General features: G+C 65.5%; 1 protein-coding gene. It reads left to right on the top strand.

The window, feature by feature from the left end; translation table 11 throughout:
• Positions 1–8: 8 nt before the first annotated feature.
• The coding region (locus AC1RMD_RS30455) for an amino acid adenylation domain-containing protein (RefSeq protein WP_492932476.1) at positions 9–8,293 on the top strand (8,285 nt) is incomplete at its 3' end.

The raw sequence follows: 8,293 nt of genomic DNA, 5'->3' as shown, positions 1-8,293 counted from the left end.
TTCTGGAATTGGCCAAATCGGCCAAGCTGACCAGAACCACTAGCATTCAGCAGGAACCTATCAGCCTGGCCGACCGCAATGCGCCGCTGGCGCTGTCGTTCGCGCAGCAACGCATGTGGTTCCTGGCGCAGATGGAAGGGGTCAGCGAAACCTATCACATCACCGGCGGTGTCCGCCTGAACGGCGAACTGAACCGTGACGCGCTGGTCGCAACCCTGAACCGGGTGGTGGCGCGACACGAGGCGCTGCGCACCACGTTCACCCAAGTGGGTGGGCAGGTGGTGCAGGTGGTCGCCGATCAAGACGTCGGTTTTGCGTTGCTGGAACTGGATTTGGAAGCAAGCGGAGATGTGCAGGGCGCGCTGGAACAGGCATTGACGCAGCAAGCCGACGCGCCGTTCGACCTGGAGCGCGGCCCGCTGATCCGGGGTTGTCTGGTGAAATTATCGGCACAGGAACACGTGCTGTTTGTCGCCATGCACCACATCATTTCAGACGGTTGGTCGATGGGTGTGTTGCTCAATGAAGTGAGTACGCTGTACGGCGCCTACAACGCGGAAGGCAGCGATGTCACCCATGATCCGCTGCCGGCCTTGCCGATCCAGTATCCCGACTATGCCAGCTGGCAGCGTCAATGGCTGGCCGGAGAACGTCAGCAGCGTCAGGCGGCGTACTGGAAACAAACGCTGGCGGGCATTCCCGCCGTGCTGGAATTGCCCAGCGACCGTCCCCGTCCATCCGTGCAAAGTTATGCCGGCGCCACCCTGCAGATGGATCTCGACGCCGAATTGACGGCACAGCTGAAAGCGCTCAGCCAGCGCCATGGCGTGACGCTGTATATGCTGCTGTTGGGCAGCTGGGCCGCGCTGCTGGGACGACTGTCCGGACAAAACGATGTGGTGATCGGCAGTCCGATCGCCGGGCGCAACCGCCCCGAAACGGAGGGCTTGATCGGATTCTTCGTGAACACGCTGGCGCTGCGCTTCGAGTTGTCGCCGGAACTGACGGTAGAAGGCTTGCTGCAGCAAAGCAAACAGCAGGTGCTGGGAGCGCAGCAACACCAGGATCTGCCTTTCGAACAGGTTGTCGAGATCGTGCAGCCGCCGCGCAGCATGGCGCACGCACCTATCTTCCAAGTCATGTTTTCGTGGCAAAACACGCCGGAAGGCTCGCTGGACATGCCTGGCCTGGACCTGGCGCCATTGGAGGCGCAGGAACGTAGCTTGGCCAAGTTCGACCTTGGCGTGCTGTTGCAGGAAGCTCAAGGCCGGATCGTCGGTGGACTGGAATACGTGACGGCGCTGTTCGATCAGGCGACGATGCAGCGGTATGTCAACTACTGGCGCAACCTGCTCAGCGCGATGGTGGCCAATGAGCGGCAACCGCTGGCCAGCATGCCGCTGCTGCCAGTCGCCGAACGCGAGCAGGTGCTGCTGACGTGGAACGAGACAGGTGAGGCATATCCGCAGGATGGTGCGATCCACGAACTGTTCGAACAGCGGGTTGCCACCACGCCGGACGCGGTGGCGCTGGTGTTTGAAGACCAGCAAGTGAGCTACGCGGAACTGAACGCCCGGGCCAACCGTCTGGCGCGCCATCTGCGCGGCCTCGGCATCGGCCCCGACGTGCGGGTCGCGCTGTGCTTCGAGCGCGGCGTGGAAATGATCGTCGCACTGCTGGCCACGCTCAAGGCGGGCGGGGCCTACGTGCCGCTGGACCCGGCTTATCCGGCCGAGCGCCTGGCCTATATGCTGGCCGACAGCGCGCCGGCGGCCATCCTGGCCCATGGTCCGACCTCCGAGCTGATCGTCTCGCTGGCGGTGGACGGCCCGGTCGTCGACCTGGATGCGCAGGAAGATTGGAGCATGCAATCGCCAGCCAATCTGGACCCGGCCGAAACCGGCCTGCTGCCGGAACACCTGGCCTACATCATCTATACATCGGGCTCGACCGGCGCACCGAAAGGCGTGATGATCGAGCACCGCAATGTGCTGCGCCTGCTGCACGCCACGGATGCCTGGTTCCACTTCAGCGCGCAAGACAGCTGGAGCCTGTTCCATTCGTTCGCCTTTGACTTCTCCGTGTGGGAAATCTGGGGCGCGTTGGCCTACGGCGGCCGGTTGGTGATCATCCCGCTGGCGACGGCCCGTTCGCCGGACGAGTTCTACGGCACCCTGTGCGATACCGGCGTGACGATCCTGAATCAGACGCCGAGCGCGTTCCGGCAGTTGATCGCGGCGCAGGCGAACAGCGAGCGCAGCCATAGCTTGCGGCATGTGATCTTCGGCGGCGAAGCGCTGGAAACGAGCATGCTGGCGCCATGGTATGCCCGCAACGGCGAGGCGCAGACCAAGCTGATCAACATGTACGGCATCACCGAAACCACGGTGCACGTGACGTACCGTCCGCTGACCCAGGCCGATACGCTGCACCTGGGCGCGAGCCCGATCGGCACCCGGATTCCCGATCTGAAGACCTACATCCTGGATGCGCAGCTGCAACCGGTGCCGGTCGGCGTGACGGGCGAGTTGTACATCGGTGGCGCCGGCGTCGCACGCGGCTACCTGAACCGTCCCGAGCTGACGGCGGAGCGCTTCCTGCGCGATCCGTTCAGCGATGGCGGCCGCATCTACAAGACGGGCGACCTGGGCCGCCATCTGGCGGACGGCAATATCGAGTACCAGGGCCGCAACGACTTCCAGGTGAAGATCCGCGGCTTCCGCATCGAGCTCGGCGAGATCGAGGCGCGCCTGGCGCGCGTCGAGAGCGTGCGCGAGGCGGTGGTGCTGGCGCGCGAAGACCAGCCGGGCGACAAGCGCCTGGTGGCGTACGTGGTGCCGCACGACGGCTACACGCCGGACGCGGCCGAACTGCGCGCGGCGCTGGCAAGCGAGCTGGCCGATTACATGGTGCCGTCGGCGTTCGTGCTGCTGGCAACGTTGCCGCTGACGCCAAACGGCAAGCTGGACCGAAATGCCTTGCCGGCGCCGGAGGGCGATGCTTACATCCAGCGTGCCTACGAGGCGCCGCAAGGTGCAATCGAGGAAGCGCTGGCGGCGATCTGGTCCAAGGTGCTGCAACGTGAAACGATAGGCCGCCACGACAACTTCTTCGAGCTGGGCGGCCATTCGCTGTTGGCGGTCAGCCTGATCGAGGGCATGCGCCAGGCCGGTTTGAAGGCCGACGTGCGTGCCTTGTTCAGTACGCCAAGCATCGCGCAACTGGCGTTGGCGGTGGGGCAGGGCGGGCAGGAAATCGTGGTGCCGGAGAATGGCATTCCTTCTGACTGCGAGTACATCACGCCATCGATGCTGCCGCTGATTGACCTGACGCAAGAGCAGATCGACCGCGTGGCGGCCCAGGTCCCTGGCGGCGCCGCCAACATCCAGGACATCTATCCGTTGGCTCCGCTGCAGGAAGGGATCTTGTTCCATCACCTGATGAGCCAGAATGGCGACGACTACCTGCTGCCTAGCCTGATCAGTTTCGACAGCCGCGAGCGGATGGACAGTTTCCTGGCTGCGCTGCAATCGGTGATTGGGCGCCACGACATCCTGCGCACGGCCGTCTTGTGGGAAGGTTTGGACGCGGCGTTGCAAGTGGTATGGCGCCACGCGCCGATGCAGGTCGAGCAAGTGGTGGTGGATGAAGGTGATGTCGCCGCGCAGTTGGCGGAGCGCTACGATCCACGCCATTACCGCATCGACGTGCGCGAGGCGCCGTTGATGCGCGGCTTCTACGCGCACGATCCGGTGCAAGGGCGCTGGCTGTTGCAAATCCTGGCGCATCACCTGGCGATCGATCACACGACGCTGGTGATCCTGATCGGCGAGATCCAGGCCACGCTGCAAGGCGAGGCCCTGGCGCCGGCTATGCCGTTCCGCAATTATGTGGCGCAAGCGCGACTGGGCGTATCGCAGGAAGAGCATGAGGCGTTCTTCCGCACAATGCTGGGCGACGTCGACGAGACCACGGCGCCGTTCGGCCTGCTCGACGTGCAGGGCGACAGCGTCCAGCTCGGCGAAGCGCGGCGCGCAGTCGACGCGGCGCTGGCGGCGCGCGTCCGCGAACAGGCGCGCGACCTGGGCGTGAGCGCGGCCTCGGTGCTGCACCTGGCCTGGGCGCAGGTGCTGGCGAAGGCGTCGGGACGCGAAGCGGTGGTGTTCGGCACGGTGCTGTTCGGCCGGATGCAGGGCGGCGACGGCGCGGACCGCGCGCTGGGCATGTTCATCAACACCTTGCCGTTGCGCTTGGATGTGGGCGTGCAATCGGCACGCGCAAGCTTGCTGGCGACCCACGCGCGGCTGGCCGGATTGATGCGTCACGAACATGCGTCGCTATCGCTGGCGCAGCGCTGCAGCGGCGTGGCGGCGCCGGCGCCGTTGTTCACGGCGTTGTTCAACTATCGCCACTCTGCGCAACAGGAGGCGCACGACGATGTCGGCCAGTCCAGCGACGGCTGGGACGGCATGGAAGTGCTGTCCGGCGAGGAGCGCTCCAACTATCCATTGACGATATCGGTGGACGATTTCGGTACCGATTTCCTGTTCACGGCGCAGGTCAGCGGCGGGCTGGACGCGGAGCGCATCTGCGCCTATCTGCACACCGCGCTGGATCACCTGGTCACGGCGCTGGAAAGTGCGCCGGAGACCGCATTGCGCATGCTGGACGTGCTGCCGGCCACCGAGCGCGAGCAGGTTCTGGTGACGTGGAACGCCACACATGAGGCCTATCCACGGGACGGCCGCGTCCACGAGCTGTTTGAACAACAGGCTGCCGCCACGCCGGATGCGGTGGCGCTGGTATTTGAAGACCAGCAGCTGAGCTATGCGGAACTGAATGCCCAGGCCAACCGTCTGGCGCGCCATCTGCGCGGTTTCGGCGTTGGCCCCGAGTTGCGGGTCGCGCTGTGCGTGGAACGCAGCGCACAGATGATCGTTGGGTTGCTGGCCACGCTCAAGGCGGGCGGCGCCTATGTGCCGTTGGACCCAGCCTATCCGGCCGAGCGTCTGGCGTATATGCTGGCCGACAGCGCCCCGGTGGCAGTGCTGGCCCATGCTCCGACTGTTGGGCTGATCGCCTCGCTGGCGCTGAATCGTCCTGTCGTCGACCTGGATGCGCGGGAAGAGTGGAGTATGCAATCGGCCGCCAATCTGGACGCGGCCGACACCGGCCTGCTGCCTGATCACCTGGCCTACGTCATCTACACCTCGGGCTCGACCGGCGAACCGAAAGGTGTGATGGTCGAGCACGCCAATTTGTCCAACCTGGTTGCATGGCATTGCCAGACGTTTGAGCTGACGGCCGGCAAGCGCTCGTCGTCCACGGCCGGCGTCGCTTTTGACGCCACCACCTGGGAAGTCTGGCCGCCGCTCTGTGTCGGGGCGAGCCTGGTGTTGCCGCCTGCAGTGACGAAAGGCGACCCGGAGCAGTTGCTCGCATGGTGGGCAAACGAAGCCCTGGACGTCAGCTTCCTCGTTACGCCGCTCGCGGAGTTTGCGCTGTCGGAGGGCGCCGCCCCCGCCGGATTGAAACATTTGTTGACCGGTGGAGATCGCTTGCGCCGCCTTCCGGCTGCTTGGCCAGCGTTCAACCTGGTCAATAACTATGGACCGACCGAAACCACGGTGGTTGCCACCTCCGGTCGCCTCGATGCCGATGCGGCGGTGCTGCATATCGGCCGTCCCATCGCCAACACCCAGGTCTACATCCTGGACGCGCAACTGCAGCCGGTGCCGATCGGCGCGACGGGCGAGCTGTACGTCGGCGGCGCGGGCGTGGCGCGCGGTTACCTGAACCGTCCCGAGCTGACGGCGGAGCGCTTCCTGCGCGATCCGTTCAGCCAGGACGGCCGCCTGTACAAGACGGGCGACCTGGGCCGCTATCTGGCGGACGGCACTATCGAGTACCTGGGCCGCAACGACTTCCAGGTGAAGATTCGCGGCTTCCGCATCGAACTGGGCGAGATCGAGGCATGCCTGGCGCGCCTCGCCAGCGTGCGCGAGGCGGTGGTACTGGCGCGTGAAGACCAGGCGGGCAACAAGCACCTGGTGGCGTACGTGGTGGCGCGCGACGGTCATGCGCCCGACGCGGCCGAACTGCGCGCGGCGCTGGCAAGCGAGCTGGCCGACTATATGGTGCCGTCGGCCTTCGTCCTGCTGGCGACGTTGCCGCTGACGCCAAACGGCAAATTGGACCGCAAGGCCTTGCCGGCGCCGGAAGGCGACGCCTACACCCAGCGCGCTTATGAAGCGCCGCAAGGCGAAATCGAGGAAGCGCTGGCGGCGATCTGGTCGCGCGTGTTGCAACGTGAAACCATCGGCCGCCATGACAACTTCTTCGAGCTGGGCGGCCACTCATTGCTGGCGGTCAGCCTGATCGAAGGCATGCGCCAGGCCGGTTTGCAGGCCGACGTGCGGGCCTTGTTCAGTACCCCAAGCATCGCCCAGCTGGCGTTGGCGGTGGGGCAGGGCGGGCAGGAAATCGTGGTGCCGGAGAATGGCATTCCTGCAGGCTGCGAGCACATCACCCCATCGATGCTGCCGCTGATTGACCTGACACAGGAGCAGATCGACCGCGTGGCGGCCCGGGTGCCGGGCGGTGCCGCCAACATCCAGGATATCTATCCGTTGGCCCCGCTGCAGGAAGGCATTTTGTTCCATCACCTGATGAGCCAGAGTGGCGACGCCTATCTGCTGCCTAGCCTGATCAGTTTCGACAGCCGCGAGCGACTCGACGGTTTCCTCACGGCGCTGGAGGCGGTGATGGCACGCCACGATATCCTGCGCACGGCTGTGTTGTGGGAAGGCTTGGAGTCCGCCTTGCAAGTGGTCTGGCGCCATGCGCCGTTGCAGGTCGAGCAGGTGGCGGTGGAGGAGGGCGACGTCGCCGCGCAGTTGGCGGAGCGCTACGATCCACGCCACTACCGCATCGACGTGCGCGAGGCGCCGCTGCTGCGCGGTTTCTACGCGCACGATCCGGCGCAGGAACGCTGGCTGTTGCAGATCATGGCCCATCATTTGGCCATCGACCACACGACGCTGGGAATACTGATCGGTGAAATCCAGGCCACGCTGCAGAGCGAGCCTCTGGCGCCGGCTATGCCGTTCCGTAATTATGTGGCGCAAGCCTTGCTGGGTGTGTCGCAGGCGGAACATGAAAGCTTCTTCCGCGGCATGCTGGGCGACATCGACGAAACCACGGCGCCGTTCGGTCTGCTCGACGTGCAAGGCGACGGCAACCTGATCGGCGAAGCGCGTCAGGACGTGGGGGCGGCATTGACGCTTCGTGTCCGTCAGCAGGCGCGCGGCCTGGGCGTGAGCGCGGCCTCGGTCCTGCACCTGGCTTGGGCGCAGGTGCTGGCGAAGGCGTCGGGACGCGAATCGGTGGTGTTCGGCACGGTGCTGTTCGGCCGGATGCAGGGTGGCGCCGGTGCGGATCGCGTGCTGGGCATGTTCATCAACACGCTGCCGGTGCGGCTGGATGTGGATGGACGCTCGGTGCGCGAGAGTGTGCTGGCGACCCATGCGGCGCTGGCCGGGTTGATGCGTCACGAGCACGCGTCGCTGTCGCTGGCGCAACGCTGCAGCGGTGTGGCGGCGCCGGCGCCGCTGTTCTCTGCGCTGTTCAACTTCCGCCACTCGGCGCAGGGCGAAGCGAACACGGAGGACCAGGCCAATACCGTCTGGGAAGGCATGGACATACTGTCCGGCGAGGAAAGGACGAACTATCCGCTGACGATGTGCGTGGATGATATCGGCACCAATTTCTTGTTGACGGCGCAAGTGAGCGCGGGCAAGGATGCGGAACGGATGTGCGCCTATCTGCGCACCGCGTTGGAGCAATTGGTGACGGCGCTGGAAAGCGCACCGGAAACCGCGGTGCGGGCGCTGGCTGTGTTGCCGGCGGCGGAACGCGAGCAGGTGCTGCTGACGTGGAACGAGGCAGGTGAGGCATATCCGCAGGATGGCGCGATCCACGAGCTGTTCGAACAGCGGGTTGCCGCCACGCCGGACGCGGTGGCGCTGGTGTTTGAAGACCAGCAAGTGAGTTACGCGGAACTGAACGCCCGGGCCAACCGCCTGGCGCGCCATCTGCGCGGTCTCGGCATCGGTCCCGACGTGCGGGTCGCGCTGTGCTTCGAGCGCGGCGTGGAGATGATCGTCGCGCTGCTGGCCACGCTCAAGGCGGGCGGCGCCTATGTGCCGCTGGACCCTGCTTATCCGTCCGAGCGCCTGGCCTATATGTTGGCCGACAGCGCGCCTGCGGCCATCCTGGCCCATGGTCCGACCTC

This window comes from Duganella sp. GW822-FHT06D06 (assembly GCF_058799615.1).
Note: the sequence above shows the minus strand (reverse complement) of the source record. Positions and strands in the feature narration are given on the sequence as shown.